Annotated in this window: 14 protein-coding genes and 3 pseudogenes; 6 read left to right on the forward strand and 11 right to left on the reverse strand. The window is 69.5% G+C overall.

From position 1 onward, the window contains the following. Nucleotides 1-169: 169 nt before the first annotated feature. Entirely contained in the window at nucleotides 170-862 is a 693-nt protein-coding gene (locus OG214_RS35010) for a hypothetical protein (protein ID WP_405987021.1), read from the reverse strand. Between the two features lie 1,028 nt (nucleotides 863-1,890). Beyond that, nucleotides 1,891-2,165: pseudogene (locus tag OG214_RS35015) on the reverse strand (helix-turn-helix domain-containing protein). 252 nt (nucleotides 2,166-2,417) lie between these two features. On the opposite strand from OG214_RS35015, the pseudogene OG214_RS35020 reads away from it, so the two are divergent. From OG214_RS35020 to OG214_RS35030, 3 genes and pseudogenes are all read left to right on the forward strand, one after another. Next, nucleotides 2,418-2,651: pseudogene (locus tag OG214_RS35020) on the forward strand (MarR family transcriptional regulator); the annotation flags it as partial. Between the two features lie 46 nt (nucleotides 2,652-2,697). Further along, nucleotides 2,698-3,642 (forward strand): aldo/keto reductase, encoded by a 945-nt coding sequence (locus OG214_RS35025; protein WP_405987022.1) that lies wholly within the window; start codon nucleotides 2,698-2,700, stop codon nucleotides 3,640-3,642. A 185-nt stretch (nucleotides 3,643-3,827) separates the two neighbouring features. Then, nucleotides 3,828-4,151 (forward strand): annotated as a pseudogene (locus OG214_RS35030) (transcriptional regulator); the annotation flags it as partial. Between the two features lie 6 nt (nucleotides 4,152-4,157). On the opposite strand, the gene OG214_RS35035 reads toward OG214_RS35030, so the two are convergent. The 4 genes from OG214_RS35035 to OG214_RS35050 all read right to left on the reverse strand — a co-directional run bounded on the left by OG214_RS35035 (nucleotide 4,158) and on the right by OG214_RS35050 (nucleotide 9,501). Further along, nucleotides 4,158-4,913 carry a dienelactone hydrolase family protein gene (locus OG214_RS35035; RefSeq protein ID WP_363082211.1) on the reverse strand — a complete coding sequence of 252 codons (756 nt, stop codon included), beginning with the start codon at nucleotides 4,911-4,913 and terminating at the stop codon, nucleotides 4,158-4,160. Nucleotides 4,914-5,144: 231 nt separating this feature from the next. Next, nucleotides 5,145-5,912, reverse strand: a complete 768-nt coding sequence (locus tag OG214_RS35040; RefSeq protein ID WP_405987023.1) for an SDR family NAD(P)-dependent oxidoreductase — start codon at nucleotides 5,910-5,912, stop codon at nucleotides 5,145-5,147. Nucleotides 5,913-5,992: 80 nt separating this feature from the next. After that, nucleotides 5,993-7,663 (reverse strand): hypothetical protein, encoded by a 1,671-nt coding sequence (locus tag OG214_RS35045; RefSeq protein WP_405987024.1) that lies wholly within the window; start codon nucleotides 7,661-7,663, stop codon nucleotides 5,993-5,995. A gap of 14 nt (nucleotides 7,664-7,677) precedes the next feature. Continuing rightward, the gene (locus tag OG214_RS35050) at nucleotides 7,678-9,501 is read right to left on the reverse strand and encodes a flavin-containing monooxygenase (RefSeq protein WP_405987025.1); all 1,824 of its coding nucleotides are present in this window, start codon (nucleotides 9,499-9,501) and stop codon (nucleotides 7,678-7,680) included. Nucleotides 9,502-9,636: 135 nt separating this feature from the next. Between OG214_RS35050 and OG214_RS35055 the strand changes: the two genes are divergently transcribed. Next, on the forward strand, nucleotides 9,637-10,218 hold the full coding sequence (locus OG214_RS35055; RefSeq protein ID WP_363082220.1) for a TetR/AcrR family transcriptional regulator: 582 nt from the start codon (nucleotides 9,637-9,639) through the stop codon (nucleotides 10,216-10,218). A 46-nt stretch (nucleotides 10,219-10,264) separates the two neighbouring features. Here OG214_RS35055 and OG214_RS35060 read toward each other — a convergent pair whose 3' ends face one another. Together OG214_RS35060 and OG214_RS35065 are read right to left on the reverse strand one after the other, a co-directional pair. Beyond that, nucleotides 10,265-11,722: a dihydrolipoyl dehydrogenase family protein gene (locus OG214_RS35060; RefSeq protein ID WP_405987026.1), complete on the reverse strand. Its 1,458-nt coding sequence runs from the start codon at nucleotides 11,720-11,722 to the stop codon at nucleotides 10,265-10,267. 196 nt (nucleotides 11,723-11,918) lie between these two features. After that, a complete protein-coding gene (locus tag OG214_RS35065) occupies nucleotides 11,919-13,262 on the reverse strand; it encodes a lysine N(6)-hydroxylase/L-ornithine N(5)-oxygenase family protein (protein ID WP_405987027.1) in 1,344 nt (447 codons plus the stop codon). Nucleotides 13,263-13,339: 77 nt separating this feature from the next. Between OG214_RS35065 and OG214_RS35070 the strand changes: the two genes are divergently transcribed. Continuing rightward, nucleotides 13,340-14,287: a methionyl-tRNA formyltransferase gene (locus tag OG214_RS35070; protein ID WP_363082217.1), complete on the forward strand. Its 948-nt coding sequence runs from the start codon at nucleotides 13,340-13,342 to the stop codon at nucleotides 14,285-14,287. Beyond that, nucleotides 14,284-15,198 (forward strand): acetylglutamate kinase, encoded by a 915-nt coding sequence (argB, locus tag OG214_RS35075; protein ID WP_405987028.1) that lies wholly within the window; start codon nucleotides 14,284-14,286, stop codon nucleotides 15,196-15,198. Before OG214_RS35070 ends, argB begins: the two co-directional genes overlap by 4 nt. A 59-nt stretch (nucleotides 15,199-15,257) precedes the next feature. On the opposite strand, the gene OG214_RS35080 is transcribed toward argB, so the two are convergent. From OG214_RS35080 to OG214_RS35090, 3 genes are read right to left on the reverse strand one after another with little or no spacing between them, the layout of a single operon-like run. Continuing rightward, nucleotides 15,258-16,178, reverse strand: coding sequence for an ABC transporter ATP-binding protein (locus OG214_RS35080; protein ID WP_405987029.1), 921 nt, complete (start codon nucleotides 16,176-16,178; stop codon nucleotides 15,258-15,260). 4 nt (nucleotides 16,179-16,182) lie between these two features. After that, nucleotides 16,183-17,280 (reverse strand): FecCD family ABC transporter permease, encoded by a 1,098-nt coding sequence (locus tag OG214_RS35085; protein WP_405987030.1) that lies wholly within the window; start codon nucleotides 17,278-17,280, stop codon nucleotides 16,183-16,185. A gap of 2 nt (nucleotides 17,281-17,282) precedes the next feature. Further along, nucleotides 17,283-18,302, reverse strand: coding sequence for a FecCD family ABC transporter permease (locus OG214_RS35090; RefSeq protein ID WP_405987031.1), 1,020 nt, complete (start codon nucleotides 18,300-18,302; stop codon nucleotides 17,283-17,285). Nucleotides 18,303-18,427 lie beyond the last annotated feature (125 nt).

The following is an 18,427-nucleotide window of genomic DNA, read 5'->3' on the forward strand; positions in this document are numbered from 1 at the left end:
GCGGCCATCATTTCTCCGTGACAGGAAGGGTTACCGAACAAGTACTTGTGACAAATCGAATGCCTTGTTGGTGACAACCAGGCTGCCTCGTCCAGCTTTACCCGCCAGCTCAGCCGGCTCCGCCGGTGACAACTTCTGAGCTTCGGTTCAGTTCAGGGTCACCTGCCTGTCATGGAGCCAGCCGGTCGGGGGCCAGGGTTGTGGGCAGCAGTTCCTGACGGGTGACGCGGAGTCCACGGGTGGGGTCGACGAAGACGAGCTTGGCGTGTTTCAGGGCTCGAAAGAGTGACCGGACCGCCACAGCGCGCTCGTGGGCGCCTGGGCCTTTGACCGCGGTGACAGCGGCCGTGACGTCGGCCTCCGTCACCTGGCGCAAGGCGGTGTGGGTGGTCCAGTCAGCGAGTGGCGAGACCAGGTAGGTGAGGTAACGGCGCAGGGTGGCGTAGTCGGTGACGCGGTGGTGGGACCTGCCTTCCCTCCACGAATCAGCGACGAACTGTTCGCGTTGGTCCAGGAAGGCGACAAGCCCGCGAATGCGACCCTTGCTGCCGAACACGCGGTGCAGCGCCCGGAGATCATCCTCGCGGAAGATGGTGTCGGCGCCCAGCCAGGTGGCGGCCGCTCGTAGAACCCGAGCACTGGGCTTGTGGACTTTCTGGTTCCAGCGGTTCTCGGTGGTGTACCGGGCGGTGTACCGGGCGAAGTCAGCCAGCAGGGCCTTCACCGGAGGTAGCGGGGCTGGCAGCATCGCTCCGGCCAGCGGGTGCCAGTCCCGCTCGATCTCAAAGATCGTCGCCTCACCTTCAAGGACGGCTGGCGCACTGAGCTCCGGGCGATCCGCGAGGAGTTCGCGACGGGGCACGCTACCGTTCGCCAAGGACGGTCCGGCAAAACGTAGTTGCCGCCAGGTAGAGGCGTCGGCGTCAGGTCCCAGTCGAAGGCGCTGCCGAGTGCAGTCGCGGCATCGACCGTTTCGCAGGGGAAGCGGCCCCGGCGCCACACCGACCGCAACATCCTCGCTGGTCAGCGTATATGCGACGCCAGTTTCTACAGGCGATGCACACTTGGTTTCGGCCCCACGAGAGGCAGTGATCGCAGCTTCGTGGCTGAGGTTGGGGGCGGGCCCGCTGGGCGTGCGGGAGCAGGACCACCTCGCGGTCTAGATCAGGGGCAAGTAGGCCAGCCTTGTTCAGGACTCGGGTGACTCCGACGGGCCGGTGAGGCAGGGCGTCAAGGATCGCGGCGTCGACCAGGTCCTGGCCGGCCGCGTCGCGCGCCGCCAGCGCGAGGGCCAACATGTTCATGGCACTGACGCGCCAGGCACGCCCGAGGCAGTGCTCGGCCTGCACCTGACTGACCAGCGGTTTGAGTCGGATCAGATCGTCTTGGAATCGGCTGCGAATCGCGACGGCGTGGCGCTCCAGCAGGCGGTACGGCGCAGGGAACAGGGCCACCTGTCCAAGCACTGCTGGCGGACAGATCCGCTCGTCGTCCACGACGAGGGCGGGGCGTTGAGCGCGTGCCCAGCCAGGTGCGTGGTAGCGGCCGTCAGTCTGCAGGCGGTAGGTGCCAGTGGGCAGGGCAGGCCGACGGACGTAAGCGGGCAGACAGAACGCGAGCTGGGTCCATGCCGGCTGCTCTGTGGCCTGTGCGGGTTCGAAGTACCAGGCCGCGTCGTACTCGGTGACCGCTACGACACACGCCCGGCAGAAGCCTTCATCGTTGATGCGCCACAGCCGCTTTCACCGTCTGCACTCGCCCTCCGGGTGGTTCCGCTTGGAGCGCCACTGGTGGCAGGGGGAGCAGAACGGTGACTGGACCCGCAGTCCCCAGCCGAGGCAGCCGGCGCACTGCCCCAGCGAGGGCAGGCGCTTTCGTCTTGGGGCCACCTCAGTTCGGTGGGAGCGACCTGGGCCGCCCCGCCCCGGTGGACCGGCGCGGCACCGGCCTGGGCGACTCACCCGCAGCCGTCGCGAGCCCCTCGTCCTGGGCCACCGGTGTTTTCCCGGCTACAGGTTCGGCAACGAGCAGGTCCGCGACCGTGCACTGAAGAGCAGCGCAGATCAGGTCCAGGTCGTCCAACCGCACCGTTCCGGTGTGCCCGACCAGAGCGCGGAGACCTTCGACATCGACGGACTGAAGCCGACTTCTTTGAACACGGGCATCAGGTCACTGGGCCTCCAGATGCCTCGGTTGGCCGCCGCCCACCGCGCCAAGCGCTCAGAGGGCCACACCGGCGACTCAGGGTGCTCCGGGTCGTCCGAGAACAACCCGCGGACTTCCTCCACGTACCACCACAGCAACTCACATCCCTCGGCGAACAGAAACGCCTCTCGCTGCCGCGGCCCCGACCCTCGGGCGCCCTTGCCCTGGACGAGAAACCGCCCGACGGCGAGGGGAGGCGGGCAGCAGCGGGTGACGGCATGGCCAGGATCGATGTCACGCAGCCGCGGTACTGGGTGCTCAACCGGGTGTACGGCGGGCCCGCGGCGCCGAGCCGCGAGGAGGTTGTCGCCCAGCTGACGCCCCGCGCGGACGGGCCGTACGAGATCGCTCGCGTCATCGACCAGTTGTTCCACCGAGGCAGGCTCAGGAGCGACGCCGGGCAGCGACCGCAGCTCACCGACGCCGGGGAGGCCGCCAGGGTGCGGGCAGTGTCGGGTGGTGTCGGGAATCAGATGACGAAAGACTGAGCGCATGAATACACGAAAGACGCTCGGCTCGTCCGACCTCAAGGTCTACCCGCTCTGCCTCGGCGGCAATGTCTTCGGCTGGGGCGCCGACGAGGCCGAGTCCTTCGCGATCCTTGACGCCTACGTCGCCGCCGGCGGGAACTTCGTCGACACCGCCGACACCTACACCGCGGGTGCCGCGGGCAATGTGGGCGGCGAGTCCGAGACCATCATCGGGAAGTGGATGGCCGCGCGCGGCAACCGCTCCGATGTCGTCGTCGCCACCAAGGTGGGCATACACCCTCAGTTCAAGGGCCTGGCGCCCGCCAACATCAGGGCGGCGGCCGAGGCCTCGCTGCGCCGGCTCGGCACGGACCACATCGACCTTTACTTCACGCACTTCGACGACACGTCCGTGCCGGTCGAGGAGATCATCACCACCCTTGACGCCCTGGTGAAGGAGGGCAAGGTCCGTGCGATAGCCGCCTCCAACATCAGCCCCGAGCGTCTGTCCGCCTCGCTCGCGTTCTCCGAACGCGAGGGTCTGGCCCGCTATGCCGCACTCCAGCCGCACTACAACCTGGTCTCGCGTGACAGCTACGAGGGCGAGCTCCAGGACATCGTCGAGCGACACGGTATGGGCTGCCTCCCCTACTTCTCGCTCGCCGCGGGCTTCCTGACCGGCAAGTACCGCCCCGGCACGACCGTGGACAGTGTCCGGCTCAACCGGGTCGCCCCGTATCTGGAGTCCGAGAGCGCCGCCAAGGTCCTTGCCACACTCGACAAGATCGTCGAGGCGCGCGGGGTGGAGATGGCGACCGTCGCACTGGCCTGGCTGGCGCAACGGCCCACCGTGGTCGCGCCCATCGCGTCCGCGCGTACGGTCGGACAGCTCCCTCCGCTGCTCGCGATGAGCGACTTCCGGCTGACGGACGCGGAGATGACCGAGCTGACGGAGGCATCCGCCTGAATTCGGCGCCGTGACGCCTGTGTTAGGGGACGGGCGTCCCGGTGAGGGGCGGTGAGCCGGGACGCCCGCCGCCCCTCACCCCGGTCACCGACGGGCCGGTACGGGGACCCTCCTCCGGCACCGTCGGGGCGACCGCCACGGGGGTCGTCGTCAGCTCACGGTTCGCTTGTCGAGTGCCGCCCGGCGAAGCGGCCGGCTTTGATCCCGACAGTCCCCGGCTCCACGCGCTCGTCAACACACTGACCGGGCGGAGCGTGGACTTCTCCACCCTGTGGCGGCCGTGGCGGGCCCACGCCGTGCGCGGCAAGACCCAGGACGCCAAGCAGTTCAACCACCCCGACGTCGGCCCGCTCACCCTCACCTGTCAGGCCTTCGACGTCTGTGACGCCCCCGGCCAGCAACTCGTCATCTACCACGCCGAACCCGGCAGCCCCAGCGCCCAGGCGCTCTCCCCGCTCGGCACCATCGACGCCACGCCACGCCACACCACGCGACGGCAGACGGCACCAGTCGGATCAGAGGGCGCGGCCCAGCAGATCCAGGAGTGCTTTCCAGTGGCGGTCCGCGGCCCCGGCGTCGTGCGCCGCGGTGTCGGCCTGTGTGAAGCCGTGGTGGGCGCCGTCGTAGACCTCGGTGCGGTGGACGACACCCGCGGCGGTGAGGGCTTCCTCAAGGCGGTCGATCTGCTCCGGGGGCATCGCGGAGTCCTGGTCGGCGTGGCCGAAGTAGACCTCGGCGGTGATGCGGTCGGCGAGCAGATGGGGACTTTCCGGCGCCTCGCTCGCCAGGTACGCGCCATGGAAGCCCGCGATGGCGGCGACCCGGTCCGGATATGTGCCGGCGGTGCGCAGGGCCAGGCCGGCGCCCATGCAGTAGCCGGTGATGCCCACGGGTCCGTCCGTGGTCAGAGGCGAGGCACTCAGCCATTCGAGATAGGACCCGGCGTCACGCATGGCCGCCTCCGGTGTCAGCGACTGCATGGCGGGGCGGAGGTTCTGGAAGATCTCCGGGCGCTCGGCCGGGTTGATGAACTCGGGCAGTTCCACCACGGGAGCCCGTCCGTGGCGGTACATGACGTTGGGTACCAGGACGGTGTAGCCCGCCGCGGCGACACGGTCCGCCATCTTCGTCAAGTGCGGGCGCAGCCCGAAGGCGTCCATGTAGAACAGGACGGCGGGGTGCGGGACACCGTCGTCGGGGTGGGTCAGATAGGCGTCGGCGACGCCGTCCTGGGTGGGGATGTCGATGGTCGATCCGTGCACGGTGGTCATGCGCTGGCTCTCTTCGTCATGTGTGGTGGGTGTGACACCCGTCCATGACCTCGGTCATGGGGCGACCGGGATGGGTCCCGTCGGAAGCTCACGTTACGGAGCATCGCGACGAGGTGATCACCCGGCCTCCGGTGAAGCGGAAGGGGCTGGAAAGTGCTGGAAAGTACTGGAAACGGCTTGCGGGCGAGGCCTTTACCGGTCCGGTGAGCGTCTCCAGGCGTGAGAGGCCGGTCAGATGGCCGCCCAGCCGTCATCGACGGGCAGAATGGCGCCGTTGATGAAGGCCGCCGCTTCGGAGGCGAGGAAGAGGATGGCGGCGGCCTGCTCCTCGGCGCTGCCCATCCGGCCGATGTTGGCTCCTATGAGCTGTCCGATCGTCGCGGGGCCATGGGCTCCGGGGACCGCGTCGACCTTGACGTTCGTCGCGGTCGGGCCGGGCGCGATGGCGTTGGCGCGGATGCCCTGCTTCCGGTACATGACCGCGAGGTTCTTGACGAGCCCTATGACGCCGTGTTTCGAGGCGGTGTACGCGGCACCGGCCGCGCTGCCGCGGAGACCGGCTTCGGAGGCGGTGAAGATGATGGAGCCGCGCCCCGCCGCCAGCATGTGCGGCAAGGCCGCACGTGTGAGCATGAACGGTGCGGTCAGGTTGATGCGGAGTGTGCGCTGCCACTCGGTGTCGTCGGTGTCGCAGACGGCTGACATACGGTCCATGACACCGGCGTTGTTCACAAGGACGTCCACACCGCCGAAGGCCTCGACGGTCCTGCCCACGACCTCGTCGACCACCCGCTGGTCGCTGAGATCACCGACGACGGCCAACGCGGTGCCCTTCGCCCGCTCGATCTCCTCGACGGTCGCGGCGGCGCCCTCCTGGTCGAGATCGGCGACGAGAACGCTCGCGCCCTCGTCCGCGAACCTGAGAGCGGCGGCCCGCCCGATACCGGACGCCGCCCCGGTGACGATGACACCGCGTCCTGCCAGATCGGTGCTGATCATGGTGTGTTCCTTCCCGGCTTCCCGGCTTTCCGACTGATCGGCTTTCCCACTGACCGGCTTGCTGACGAGCGAGGCAACGGTCAGTCGGGAGCGGTGCTCCCGCTGCCCGCGGTGGCGCCGTGGGCCCGGGACGGTGACAGCCTCAGTACGGTGCCCTCGCCGTCGGCCGAGAGGAGGAGCGAGCCATCGGGCGAGGCGGCGAGGCCGGCGAACCGGATGGGCAAGCCCGGCATACCGTGGGTGAAGAGCGCCGGTTCGGTACGCGCGGCGAGGCCGGGGGGCGCTCCGACCGCCAAGCCCTCGGCGTCGATCCTGCTCTCCCCCGTGGTGAGGGAGATGGCCCGCAGCCGGCGCGGCTCGGTCTCCACCGTGAACAACTCCTCGCCCAGGACGGCCAGTCCCTGCGGCGCGCCGAGCCCCTCCGCGACGGCCGTCGTCTCCCCGTTGTCGATCCGGAACACCGCCCCGGTCCGGTCGTCACTGACGTAGCAGCGCCACTCCGCGTCGAAGGCTATGTCCACGGGGTGTTCGAGTCCGTCGGCGAGTACGGTGACGGTGTCGTGCTCATCGATGGCCAGGACCCGGCCCGCGTCCGACTCCGCGACGACGAGCCGGCCGCCGGGGTCCACCGCGATTCCCATGGGCCGGTTCAGTCCTCTCGCCCGTACCCGTGTCGTCCGGTGCTCGGAGTCGTAGGTCCGGACCTCGCCGTACTGCGATGTGAGGTGCAGGAGTGTGCCCTCCGCGGCGATCCCGTGGGCGAAGGGCATGAGGGCGTGTGTCGTCACACCACTCCCGTCGCCCTCCACCGGACTCTCGGGGTCGGCCAGCCGGTAGTGGTCGGCCGCGTAGACCGTGCCCGCCAGATCGACCGTCACCCCGAAGGGGCCGTCGAGTCCGCGGGGAACGATTTCCCGGGTCCGCCCGTCGGGGTGCATCTCGGTGACGCCGCCACTCGCGAAGCTGGAGACGAACATGCGGTTCTCCGCGTCGAAGGCCGCGTTGTCCAGGCCCACGACACCGCTGGTGACGATCGAACGGGAGCCGGTTCCGTGCAGGTCGACCCGGGTGACGATGCCGGCCGTGCCGCGTGACAGGACGGTCATGACGCCACCCCGGTCGAAGCGTACGGCGACCGGTTCGTGCACGTCCTCCGCGACCAGTTCCGGTGTACCGCCCTCGGGAGACAGACGCCAGACCTGATTGCTGATCATGTGCGGGTAGTACAGATGACCGTCCGGGCCGAGTTGCATCGCGTTGCCCAGGGCCAGTCCGTCGGTCAGCACCACCGGGTCACGGCCGTCGGGGAACAGCTCCATCAGCCGGCCGTTCATCCTCATCTCGTTGACGAAGAGCCGGTCTCCGACACAGGTGATGCCGTTGGGGACCTTCATCCGATCGGACACGAGGCTGTATTCGCCGTGCGGAGTACGCCGCCACACCCTGCCGGGCACCAGGTCGGCGATATACATCGAGCCGTCCGCCCCGAAGGCGAGGTCGTCGGGGGACTGGACCGGACCGTCCATCGGCACTACCACCTCGACGTCCCCGCTGACCGGGTCCACGGCGCTGATCTGGCCGGCGAGGAACTGTGCCACGTAGAGACGCCCGTCGGGACCGAAGGCGACACCGTTCGAACCCCACAGCGGATTCGGCGGATTGAGCCTCTTCACCTTCCAGCGGCTGCTCGTGGGTCGCTCACGGCCGGTCTCGTCGTACCGGCTGGGAAATGCGGTCTCCGGCTCCGTCACCTTCTCGCCCCGCCTCACTCGGACCCGACGAGGACATCCGTCATCCCGCCGTCCTCGCGCCAGCGCCTGAGCAGTTCATGGAACGCGACGGGCCCGTCCCCGTAGGACTGGCCGCGCTCGCGTGGCATGCCCTCGTTGTTGTAGTAGCCGGGGGTGCACTCGGCCTGGAAGGTGTAGAGGTCGGCGGTCTTCCGACGGATCGTGGCCACCCAGGCCGCCTCCGCCTCACCGGAAGGCTCCACGTAGCGGGCCCGCCTCTCGCGCGCCTGGGCGACGACTTCGGCCACATGGATCGCCTGTTCGTCGAGGACATGGGCGAAGTTGACGGCACTGGCGTTCTGCAGCGGCCCGAGCTGGAAGAGATTGGGGAAGCCGTGGCTGTAGAACCCGTGCAGCGTCTTCGGACCGTTCTTCCACGCCTCGGCCAGGGTGACGCCTCCCCTGCCGTGCACCGGCAGGGATCCGTTGAGGATGCCGGAGGCACCGACCTCGAAGCCGGTCGCGAAGATGACGCAGTCGACCTCGTAGGCGACCCCGCCGACCACGACGGCGTTCTCGGTGACGCGTTCCACGCCGTGGCTGTCGGCCGTGTCGACCAGGGTGACGTTCGGCCGGTTGAACGTCTGGAGATAGGTGTCGCTGAACGTGGGCCGCTTGCACATGTAGCGGTACCAGGGCTTGAGCGTCTCCGCCGCCGACGGATCCTCGACGACGGCGTCGACCCGGGCGCGGATCTCGTTCATCTTCTGGAAGTCGGCCATCTCGTACGCGTGCTCCCGCTCGTCCGCCGGAACATCCGCGTAGCTGTTGGTCGGGATGAGTTTCTGCTGGAGCCGGGCGCTGCTGGTCCAGCCGTCATCGACCAGATCCTCGTCCGCCCGGCCGCCCGTGACCAGCGTGAGGAAGTTGTCCATGCGGCGGCGCTGCCAGCCGGGGGTCAGTGAAGCGGCCCAGTTCTCGTCCGTGGGGCGGTTGCCGCGCGTGTCGACCGAGGAGGGCGTGCGCTGGAACACGTACAACTGCTCCGCGCCGGCCCCGAGATGGGGTACGCACTGGATGGCGGTCGCGCCGGTGCCGATCAGGCCGACACGTTTGCCGGCGAGCCGGTGCAGATTCCCGTCGGCGTCACCGCCGGTGTACGCGAAGTCCCAGCGGCTGGTGTGGAACGTATGTCCCTTGAAGGTCTCGATGCCGGGGATGCCGGGGAGTTTCGCCTGACTGAGCGTTCCACTGGCCACCACCACGTAGCGCGCCCGCATCCGGTCACCGCGGTCGGTGCCGACGATCCACTCCGACTCGTTCTCGTCCCAGCGTAATTCGGTCGCCCGGGTCTGGAAACAGGCGTCGCGGTACAGATCGAAGGTCCGTCCCACGGCCCGCGCGTGCTGCCGTATCTCCTCGCCGGGCGCGTACTTCCACTTCGGTATGTAGCCGACCTCTTCGAGCAGCGGCATATAGATGTACGACTCGATGTCGCAGTGGATGCCGGGGTACCGGTTCCAGTACCAGGTCCCGCCGAAGTCTCCGCCCTGCTCGATCACCCGGATCGAGTCCACGCCCGCCTGGCGCAGGCGCGCGCCGGCGAGCAGTCCGCCGAGTCCGCCACCGACGACGACGGCCTCGACCCGGTCGTGCAACGGGTCGCGGGAGAACGACGGATCGGCGTGCGGGTCGTCGGCGTAGTAGCCGAACCGCCCGGCCGTGCGCTGGTATTGCCGGGTGCCCTCGGGCCGGATCCTGCGGTCCCGTTCGGCGCGGTAGCGGGCCCGGAGCGCCTCGGGGTCGAACCCGGGATCCTGCGGGCCGGTGGGGGAGGGTGAGGTGTGGGGGGCGGACATAGGGGTGTCCTGTTCCTCTCTGCAGACCGTGGTGGTGAGCCACTGGAGCGGCCTCCGTAGCCTCACAAAAATCTTCCCATTGCGCAAGATTGCCCTGTGTGCATGTTTGCGCTCCGGGGCTATGCTCACCGGGTGATGTCCGCAGGTCTGCGTGAACGGAAGAAGGCGGCGACCCGTCAGGCACTCCATGACGCGGCCGTACGCCTCGCCATGGAGCACGGGGTGGAGAACCTCACGGTCGAGGCGATCGCCGACGCGGCCTTCGTCTCCCGGCGCACGTTCTCCAATTACTTCTCCAGCAAGGAACAGGCGCTGTTCCACCGTGACCGGACACAAGTGGCGCGGCTGGTCGAACTCGTCCACGCCCGCCCCGAGATCGAATCCCCCCTGGAGGCGCTGACCCGGGCCGCCGAGCAGATGAGCGGCGAATGGCCGGTGAGCGCCGCCGATGAGCAACGCTACCGAACGCTGCGGACGCATCCCGCGCTGCTTCCCGAACTGGTCGCCACCTACACCGCGTTCGAACGAGATCTGGCCACCGTGGTGGAGCAGCGCTTCCGTGCCGGACCGGACGCCGGTCTTCAGGCCCGGTTTCTGGCCGCGGCCTTTCTGGCGGTACTCCGCGTCGTCGGCCAGGCGGCACTTGAGCGGCCCGACCGGAACGTCATCGACCTCATCCACCTGGCCACCCCGCTGACCTGGCAGAACCTCCGCTGAGAGCGGGTGCTCCGCTGTCGCGGCGCTCAGTCCCGGCAGGCCTTCATCACGCGCGGTCCCGGTAGGCCTTCATCAGGTACAGCCAGACCTCGCTGATCGAGGGGAAGCAGGGCACGGCGTGCCAGAGCCGTTCGACGGGGACCTGACTGGCGACGGCGACGGTGGCGGAGTGAAGGAGCTCGCTGACACCCGGGCCGGCGAAGGTCACCCCGAGCAGATGGCCGCGGTCGAGGTCGACCACCATACGGGCCCGGCCCTGGTAGCCGTCGGCGTACAGATCCGCCCCGACGACCTCGCCGAGGTCGACATCGACGACCTTCACGCGGTGACCGGCCCGCTCGGCCTGTTCGGCGGAGAGGCCGACCGCCGCCGCCTCCGGGTCGGAGAAGAAGACCTGCGGTACCGCGTGCCGGTCCGCGGTGGTGGCGTGGGCACCCCAGGGCGAGGTGTCGAGCGGCTGTCCGGTGGCGCGGGCGCCGATGGCGTCGCCGGCGATCCGTGCCTGGTACTTGCCCTGATGGGTGAGGAGGGCGTGGTGGTTCACATCGCCCATCGCGTACAGCCAGCCGGCCTCGACGTCCCGCACCCGGCAGGTCTCGTCGGTCTCCAGCCAGGACCCGGGGGTGAGGCCCACCGTCTCCAGGCCGATGTCGTCCGTGCGCGGGGTCCTGCCGATGGCGAACAGCACCTCGTCGGCCTCCAGTTCGCCGCCGTCGTCCAGCGTCAGAGTGACCGGTCCGGTGCCGCCCGGACGGCTCAGCCGGGTGACGGAGACATTGACGCGCACGTCCACCCCGGCCTCCTTGAGCCCGTTGGCGACCACTTCACCGGCGAAGGGCTCCATCCGGGGCAGCAGACCGGGGCCGCGGGACAGCAGGGTGACCGCGGCTCCCAGGCCCTGCCAGGCGCTGGCCATCTCCACACCGACACCGCCGGCGCCGACGACGGCGAGCCGTCCGGGCACCGTGCTGGAGTCGGTGGCCTCGCGATTGCTCCAGGGCCGGGCCTCGGCGACACCGGGCAGGTCGGGCAGTACGGCGTCGCTGCCGGTGGTCACGGCCACGGCGTGCCGGGCGGTCAGTACCACCGGCGCGCCGTCGGAGGGGGTGACGGCGACCCGGCGCGGCCCGTCCAGCCGCCCATGGCCGCGGACCAGCTCGGCGCCGATGCCCGCGAGCTGGTCGGCCTGTCCGCCGTCGTCCCAGTTGTGCACAAAACGGTTGCGGCGGGCGAACACACCCGTCGCGTCGACCGGACCGGAGACCGCCTCGTGCGCGCCTTCGACACGGCGGGCGTCCCCGACGGCGACGACCGGGCGCAGCAGTGCCTTGCTCGGGATGCACGCCCAGTAGGAACACTCGCCGCCGACCAGTTCCTTCTCCACCACCGCGACACTCAGTCCGGCGGCGCGGGCCCGTTCGGCGGCGATCTGGCCGACAGGGCCCGCGCCGATGACGATCACGTCGTACGTGTTCTCCGCCGGGACTCCTGCTGCTTCGCTCATGATCCGCTCCCATCCTTCGCATCTTCCGCCGCGGGGCCGCGCCCGCCATCGGACCACACGGTGCGAGGGAGTGAGCGTGCACGACATGCCAGGACGGAGGAAGACCACCGCGAAGAAGACCTCCCCGCTTCGGCCGGTTGCCCGTCCGCTTCCGCCGGTCGCCTGCCCGGCGTGCGTCAGGGCGTGTCAGGACGCGTCAGCGCGCTTCGGCCGTGGTCGGGAAGCTCCTCGTACGGCGCTCCGTCAGGAGGGCGTCGCGTATCTCGCCCGCCCTCACCGCCGTATTGGACAGCAGGGTCGAGGTGATTCCGTGGGTGTGCTCGGTGCCGCCCTGGAGATAGACGCCCGCCGTCACATTCGGGGCGGTCACGACCCGGTGGTCCCGGCCGACCAGGAGCGCGTCCTCCTCGTCGCGCAGACAGAGCTTGCCGATCCCCCCGAGGCGTTCACCGAGATCCTGCGGCCGGTAGCCCGTGGCGTGGACCAGGATGTCGGCGGCGAGCACTTCCCGCTCACCGGTCGGCAGGTACTCCACGGTGACGTCGAGCCGGTCGTCGTGTGTCTCGACCTCGCGGATCCGGGAGACGTTCAGCATGCGCAGCCGAGGCCTGCCCTGCACCTTCTCCTGGTACATGGTCCGCGACAGGGACTCGATCAGGTCCATGTCCACCACGGAGTAGTTGGTGGAGCGGTGGTAGTCGAAGAGCGACTGCTTCACTCCGCGCGGCGCGTTGTAGTAGATGTCGACGGCCTCGGGATCGAAGATCCGGTTGGCCATGGGGCTGTCGTCGGCCGGGGTGTAGCCGTATTTGGCGAATACCGAACAGATCTCCGCGTCGGGGAAGTTGCGGTGCAGATAGTCGACGGCCTCCGCCGCGCTCTGCCCGGCGCCGAGCACCACGGCGCGCCGCACCGGAGTGTGACGGCCGGTCAACTCGGCCACCCTGGGGATCAGTTCGCTGTTGTGCCAGATACGGTCCGACAGGGCGGTGTCCGGCGGCAGATGGGGCTCCATACCGGTGGCGACCACGACATTGCGGGCCCGGCGCACGATCAGCCGCTCGGGGTCGGCCGGATCGCGGGTGCCGATGTCCAGCCAGCGCACCTCGCCCCCGACCGTCACCGGTTCCACCGAGACGACCTCGGAACCGTAGGTCACGAGACCGCCGACCCGGGCCGCGGCCCATTCGAAGTAGTCGTGGAACTCGATGCGCAGCGGGAACAGCGTCTTCTGGTTGAGGAAGTCCACCAGCCTGCCCCGGTCGCTCAGATACGACAGGAAGCTGAAGTCGCTCGTCGGATCCCGCATCGTGACCAGGTCCTTGAGGAAGGAGACCTGCATCGTGGCGTCGTCGATCAGCATGCCCCGGTGCCAGCCGAAACGGGGTTGCTTCTCCAGGAATCCGGCACTTATCCGTTCATTGTCCGGATTCCGTGCGTTGTGCTCCTGGACTGCTATCGCGAGAGCCAGGTTCGACGGCCCGAAGCCGATACCCAGTACGTCATGGATGAAGTCCGGCCCGCTCTGCAGTGGGTTCACCGCGTCATCGCCTCCCTAAGTGATTACATATTAGGTAAGGTAAGGCTTACCTTGCAATGTTTGAGGAAGGATTCACCATGCGGGTCGTCATGTTCGGCTACCAAACCTGGGGTCACCGGACCCTCCAAGCGTTGCTGGACTCCGAGCACGAAGTGGTCCTGGTCGTGACCCACCCCAAGAGCGATCACGTCTACGAGAAGATCTGGGACGACTCGGTGGCCGAACTGGCCGAGAAGCACGGCGTACCCGTACTTCTGCGGAACAGGCCCGACGACGAGGAACTGCTGCGGACACTGCGCGAGGCGGCACCCGACATCATCGTGGCGAACAACTGGCGTACCTGGCTGCCCCCGGAGATCTTCGACCTGCCCCCGCACGGCACGCTCAACGTCCACGATTCGCTGCTGCCGGCCTACGCGGGTTTCTCCCCGCTGATCTGGGCGCTGATCAACGGAGAGCCGGAGGTCGGCGTCACCGCTCACCGGATGGACGGTGAACTCGACGCCGGTGACGTCGTGTTCCAGCGGTCCGTGCCGGTCGGGGCCACCGACACCGCCACGGATCTCTTCCACAGGACGGTCGACCTCATCGGGCCGATCGTGACGGACTCGCTCGACGCCATCGCCTCCGGCACCGCCCGCTGGGTCCCGCAGGACCGCTCCAGGGCCAGCTTCTTCCACAAGCGTTCCATCGAGGACAGCCGGATCGACTGGTCCTGGCCCGCCGAGGACCTGGAGCGGCTGATCCGCGCCCAGTCGGACCCCTATCCCAACGCCTTCACCCATCACCGCGGCCGGCGCATACGGATCGTCTCGGCGGCGCTCTCGCAGGCCCGTTACGGCGGCACCCCCGGCCGGATCTTCATCCGCGAGGGCGACGGTGTGGTCATCGTCGCCGGTCCCGACGCGCGTACGGGCCGGAGCAAGGGTCTTGTCATCAGGCGCCTGCGGACCGAGGACGGCACCGAACACGCCGCCACGGACTACTTCCGCACGATGGGCGGCTACCTGACCGCCCGCCCGTGAACGGGTTCCCCGCCCCGGCGGCGCTGGAGCGGCTGCGCGGCCGGACCGTCGTCGTCAAGTTCGGTGGCAGCGCGATGGTGGACGAGGAGCTGACGCGCGCCTTCGCGGACGATGTCGTGAGGCTGCGCCGCGCCGGTGTGCGGATGGTCGTCGTGCACGGCGGCGGGCCTCAGATCAGTGCCCAGCTCAAGCGTCTCGGGATCGGTTCACACTTCGCGGCCGGCCTTCGGGTGACCACCCCGGAGACGATGGACGTCGTACGGATGGTGCTCTCCGGCAAGGTGCAGCGCCGGCTCGTCGGCCTGCTCAACGAGCACGGACCGTACGCCGTCGGTCTGACCGGCGAGGACGCGCACACCCTCGTCGCCGAGCGGCGGTACGGCGAAGTGGGCGGCGAGGCCGTCGACATCGGCCTGGTCGGGAACATCACCAAGGTCGACACCACGTTCGTGCGGATGCTGCTGGACCACGGTCATATCCCCGTCATCTCACCGGTGGCGCGCGGGGAGTCCGGGGAGGTCTACAACATCAACGCCGACACGGCCGCGGGCGCGATCGCGGTCGCCCTGGAGGCCGGGACACTGGTGGTCCTCACCGATGTCGCGGGTCTGTACGCCCACTGGCCGGAGAGCGACCGGATCGTCGAGCGGCTCACCGCAGGCGACCTGGACCTGCTGCTGCCGGGGCTGGACGGGGGCATGCTGCCGAAGATGGAGGCGTGCGGGAACGCCGTCCGGGCCGGAGTCCGTACGGCGCGGGTCCTCGACGGCAGGGTCGCCCATGCCCTGCTGACCGGTCTGCTCCACCCGGGGCGCGGCGGTACGACGGTCCTCCCGGACACGGCGCCGGAGAACGGGGATACGGAGAGCCCGCCTCCGCTCCGCCCGACGGGCACGGTGCCGGTGTCCTGATCCGGACGGCGGCGCGGGGCCCGGGTACGGACGGGCCCCGCGCCGCCGCCGTCCAGGCCCTAGCCGAACGACGCGGGGGCGGCGGGCCGTTCCGTGGTGTCGGCGGCGGGCTGGTCCGGTGTGTCGGCGGTCCGGTCCGGTGTGTCGGCGGCCGGCCCCGAGGGCGTGTCGTGGTGGCGGCTCACCGGGATGACCATCGGCGTTCCGCTGACCGGATCGGTGACCACCTGGCAGCGCAGCCCGAAGACGTCCTCGACCGTCTGAGCGGTGATCACCTCGGCCGGAGCGCCCTCCGCCGCGATCGCGCCCGCCTTCATCGCGATGACGTGATCGGCGTAACGGCAGGCCTGGTTGAGATCGTGCAGCACCATGACGACCGTGCGCTTCTCGTGCCGGTTGAGGTCCTTGACCAGATCCAGCACGTCGATCTGGTGTGCCAGGTCGAGATAGGTCGTCGGCTCGTCCAGCAGCAGTACGGGCGTGCCCTGGGCGACCGCCATCGCGATCCACGCGCGCTGCCGCTGTCCGCCGGAGAGTTCGTCCACGGGACGGTCCGCGAGATCCGTCATGGCGGTGGCGCGCAGCGCGTCGTGGACGGCCTGCTCGTCGCTCTTCGACCACTGCCGCCACCAGGTCTGGTGCGGTGAACGGCCGCGGCCGACCAGGTCGACGACCGTCAGCCCCTCCGGTGCGACCGGGCTCTGCGGCAGTATGCCGAGCCGCTGGGCCAGCTCCCGGGTCGGGATGGAGTGCAGGGCGAGACCGTCGAGCTGTACGGAACCGGCGCGCGGCGACAGCAGCCGGGCGAGCGCCCGCAGCAGCGTGGACTTCCCGCACGCGTTGGCCCCGACGATCGCGGTGATCCGCCCCGGCGGTATCGCCACATCGAGGCCGTCGACGACCACACGGTTGTCGTACGCCAGCCGCAGGCCCTCGGCCCGCAGATCCGGACCGTCGTGAGGTACGGGTTTCGATGACACGGGTTCAGCCTCCTGAGCCGACGCGGTTGGCACGGACGAGCAGCCAGAGCAGGACCGGGGCGCCGAGCACTCCGGTGACGACGCCGACCGGGAGTTCGGTGCCCGGGATCACCTCGCGCGCGAGCAGATCGGCGGAGAGCACCATCAGAGCGCCGGTGAGACCGGCCGCGACCGGCGGGGGCCAGGCGGTACCGGCCAGCCGCTGGGCGACCTGGGGCGCGGCCAGCGCCACGAAGGCGACCGGGCCCGCGGCGGCCGTACCGAACGCGATCAGTCCGACGCCCGTGAGCAGGGTGGCCAGACGGACCGCCTGTACGGGCGTGCCCAGCCCCTTCGCCACGTCGTCGCCGAGCTGGAGCGTTCTCATCCAGCGGCCGAGCAGCAGCGCGACCGGTACCAGTACGGCCAGCGCGGTCGCCAGCGGCCCGACGGCGTTCCAGTCACGCCCGTTGAGGTTGCCGACGAGCCAGCCGAGCGATGCCTGTGCCTCGAACTGGCCGCCGTGCGCCATCAGATAGTCCGTGAGACTGGTGCAGACCCAGGAGACGCCGATGCCGACGAGCACGATCCGGTAGCCGGTCGTTCCGCGCTTCCAGGCCAGGACGTACACCAGCAGTGCGGTGGCCAACGCGCCGAGCAGGCCCAGCGACTGGGTGCTCAGACCCGCGTCCCAGCCGAGGACGATCCCGGCCACCACGGCGGCACCGGCGCCCTGGGTGATGCCGATCATGTCCGGGCTGGCGAGCGGATTGAGTGTCATGGTCTGGAAGAGGGCACCGGAGACGCCGAACGCGATACCGACGAGCAGCCCGGTCATCGCCCTCGGCAGCCGCAGCTCATGAACGATGAGATCGGTGCCCGGATCGCCGGACCCGGCCAGGGACCGCATCACCTCGGTGATGCCGATCGGGACCTCGCCCACGGATATGCCGAGGCAGAACACCAGGAAGCCGACGAGCGCCAGACAGACGGCGACGACGACCAGCCGGGGCCGGATCACACCGGAGACCGGCGGGCGGGCCAGCCGGAAGGCGATACGGGCGGGGAGCCGGGGCCCGGTACGGGCGGGGGTGGGGGTACGGGGGGACAGCAGACCGGACATGTTCACAGCTCCGCGAGTCGGCGGCGGCGGACCATCGCGATGAAGAACGGGCCGCCGATGAAGGCGACGAGGACGCCGGCCTGGATCTCGACCGGCCGTGCGACGAGACGTCCGGCGATATCGGCGAGGAGCAGCAGGCACGGGGCGAGCACGGCCGACAGCGGAAGGAGCCACCGGTGGTCGGGGCCGATCCCGGCCGCCTGGGTGAGGATACGCGCGATGTGCGGGACGACGAGACCGACGAAGACCACGGGCCCGATGACCGCCACCGCCCCGCCGGTGAGCAGTGTGACGGCGAGCACCCCCACCACCCGGATCAGACCGAGACGCGTTCCCAGCGCGGCCGCCACATCGTCACCGAGGGCGAGGCTGTTGAGCGCGGGGGCCATGGACAGGGCGAGTACGGCGCCGACGGCGAGGAACGGCAGCACCTGGACGAGGCTGTCGCCGTTCTGGTTGGCGAGCGAGCCCGCCTCCCAGAAGCGGAACCGGTTCAGGGCGTCGGGATCGGTGAGGACGATGGCGCTGGTGAGGGAGGAGAGCAGGGAGGTGATGGCGACGCCGGCCAGCGCCAGCTTCACCGGCGTCGTACCGGACCGGCCCAGTCCGCCCAGCAGATACACCAGCACACTGGCGAACAGCGCACCCGCGAAGGCGAACCAGATGTATCCGTAGACGGTGCTCAGTCCGAACACCCCGACGGAGACCACGATGGCGAAGGCCGCGCCCGCGCTGACGCCGAGCACACCGGGATCGGCCAGCGGGTTGCGCGTCAGGGCCTGCATCAGACAGCCGGACAGCCCGAGGGCCGCTCCCGCCGCCAGCCCGAGCGCGGTACGCGGCAGGCGGACGGACCAGATGACACTGTCGATCCGGGAGTTCGGGGGATTCCCGAAGAGGGTCGACACCACCTGGTCGAGGGGAACGCTCAGGGCACCGAACGCGATGGACAGCAGGCACAGAGCGATCAGGGCGGTGCCGGGCAGCGCCACCAGCAGCACCGCGCGAGGCGCCCTGAGCACTGCGCGAGGGGTATTCGCCCCGGTCACCGGGCTCTCTCCACGTCAACGTCCTTACTTCGGGGCCGGGCCCTCACCTTAGCCAGCGCCTCCGCGCCCCGAAGATGAGTGCCTCTATGTGATTAGGT

Origin of the sequence: Streptomyces sp. NBC_00872, from assembly GCF_045161915.1 — a bacterium.
Classification (GTDB): domain Bacteria; phylum Actinomycetota; class Actinomycetes; order Streptomycetales; family Streptomycetaceae; genus Streptomyces.